At 34.8% G+C, this 2,374-nt stretch carries 3 protein-coding genes; 1 reads left to right on the forward strand and 2 read right to left on the reverse strand.

Annotation, left to right across the window (positions count from 1 at the left end; genetic code table 11):
- A partial coding sequence (locus AC1DRF_RS23520) for a GerAB/ArcD/ProY family transporter (RefSeq protein ID WP_477741833.1) occupies positions 1 to 337 on the forward strand: 337 nt, incomplete at its 5' end.
- Positions 338 to 362: 25 nt separating this feature from the next.
- Here the strand turns inward: AC1DRF_RS23520 and AC1DRF_RS23525 are convergent.
- Entirely contained in the window at positions 363 to 1,697 is a 1,335-nt protein-coding gene (locus tag AC1DRF_RS23525; protein ID WP_477741834.1) for an FAD-dependent oxidoreductase, read from the reverse strand.
- A gap of 287 nt (positions 1,698 to 1,984) precedes the next feature.
- On the reverse strand, positions 1,985 to 2,218 hold the full coding sequence (locus tag AC1DRF_RS23530; protein ID WP_427076334.1) for a YrvL family regulatory protein: 234 nt from the start codon (positions 2,216 to 2,218) through the stop codon (positions 1,985 to 1,987).
- Positions 2,219 to 2,374 lie beyond the last annotated feature (156 nt).

Genomic DNA, 2,374 nt, shown 5'->3' on the forward strand with positions numbered 1-2,374 from the left:
GGGGAATTTTTTGCAAGGAATTGAAGTAATTATTGCTATTATATGGTTTCTTACTCTTTTCTTTAAAGTTTCTCTTTATTTTCATGCTTCTATCGCTGGGCTTTGCCACATTTTTAACGTTAACGAAACTCGATTTCTAACGTTACCGATGGGGTTAATCGTTACAACTTTTTCTATTATCGTTTATCCAACTATTATCTATCAAAAAACATGGTTAGCCCAAACGTGGATTCCCTATAGTTTTTTCGTAGGAGCTTTTTATCCTTTTATTCTCCTTACTATAGGCTGGATCCGCTTTAGACCTGCTAAAATAAAAAAGATAATAAAACCCACATAAAAAAAGCAGGTAGTCACCTGCTTTTTTATGCTTGAAGCGCTTGAAGTCCTGCTTGGTTTAAGAAATGCCAAGGCTTATTAAAATGCGGCTGAAAGAAAAAGTCCATAAAGCCAAGCTCATCGATCGTCATTTCCTGCTGTACACATACAGACAATGTATTGATTGCTTGAGTAGCATCAATTTTAGAAATAACCTGTGCACCTACAATTCGTCTTGTTTCTTCTTCATATACTACTTTTAACGTAATATTTYCGTACGTTGGCATGAATTCAGGTCGGTTATTCTCTGATATTGCGATACTTTTCACATTCATATCAAAAAAAGAAGCTGCTGTTTCTGTTATGCCGGTAGATGCAACATTGTAATCATAAATATGCAAGCCTGACGTTCCTTGTGTTCCCATATACTTAATTGTCGGCTTAACAAGGTTTTGAGCTACTAATGTTCCCATTCTAACCGCATTGGTAGCAAGCGGAATATAAGCATGTTTCTTAATCGGATTGTAGTAAATGGCACAGCTATCTCCGGCAGCAAATATATCTTTTTTGCTTGTTTGCATATATTCATCAACCACAATTGCCCCGTTTGGAAGCATATCTATTTGTCCTTTTACTAAGTCTGTATTTGGACGGAAGCCAACACACAGAATAACAAGATCCGCTTCGTATTCGCCATCAGTTGTCACTACTTTTTCAACAGATCCCTCACTGCCTACAAATTTAGTAACCGCTTGGTTTAATGCTAATTTAACTCCTCGATTTTCAAACTCAGTTTCCATTAAATTCGTAAATTCTGGATCAAGATATTTATTTAAAATACGATCAGCACTATCAATAAACGTCACTTCTTTTCCATACACTTCGAATGCTTCTACTAATTCTGCACCAATATAGCCCGCACCAATTACGGCTATTTTCTTCGCTTGCTTCGCTTTTTCAATAATGTGATTAGCATGCTGATAGTTTTTACAAAGCACAACATTATTTAAATCGATGCCTTCAAGGTTTGGAATAATCGGCCATGAGCCAGTTGTCATCACTAATTTATCAAATGTATCTTCAAATTCTTCGTTGGTTTCTAAATTTCGTACAGCTATTTTTTTACCATCTGTATCAATATTCGTAACTTCATGTTTCATTTTCATATTTACACCCATCTCTTGCAATTCAGACGGTGAAGAGTAAAATAAGCCATTTGCATCTTTTACGACCCCGCCTACATAGAGCGCAATTCCACAAGACAAAAATGAAACATTATCATTTCGCTCATAAACTGTAATTTTAGCTTCTGGATAAAGTTCTGCCATATTTTTTACTGCTGCCGTTCCTGCATGTGTACACCCTACTACTGCAATTTTCATAGATGATATCCCCCTTAGGATTATAGAAAATATAATATTGTGAAGTTTTTCACATATATTGTGAAACGTTTCACATATCTTTTACAATTCTTATTATACAAACATGTTTGTTCTTTTTCAAGAGATATGTGAAAAAAATCACATACTTTTTCAAAAAATATGTTACAGGGTTCTTTAAATAGCGTTGAAGCTTGATATGATGCGCTTTTCTTGCTGATGTGCTGCTAATGAGAAACTTCATCAGCTTGTTTTTTTACGTAGAAATTCACTATCCAATGCACTCTCCATCAAAAAAATAAGACGGCTAAAAGAGTCACCGCTAAAATAGATACAGTGATGCCGCTCACAAGCAAGTCTGCTATATAAACTGATAGAAAAGTAAAAAATATATCCACAAAAGCTGCGGATGTTATAAATAGTACTCTATTCAGTCTGGCATTCTTCATTAAAAAAATGAGTGCCTTTGAAAAAAACTCTGTGATAGAGCCAAATACAAAAATTAAAAATAGAAATAAACATATGGCCTAGTAGGACTCATATTCCACTCCACCTTACTTACTCATCACTTAATCCATATTATACGAAAAAAGTGCGATACCGTGGTATCGCACTTTTCTACATTATTTATCTTTTTTATCTTGAAGAGCTTGTTTTAAAGCATCACCCAAGCTTGAACC

The sequence above is a fragment of the Priestia sp. P5_B4 genome, from assembly GCF_056400385.1.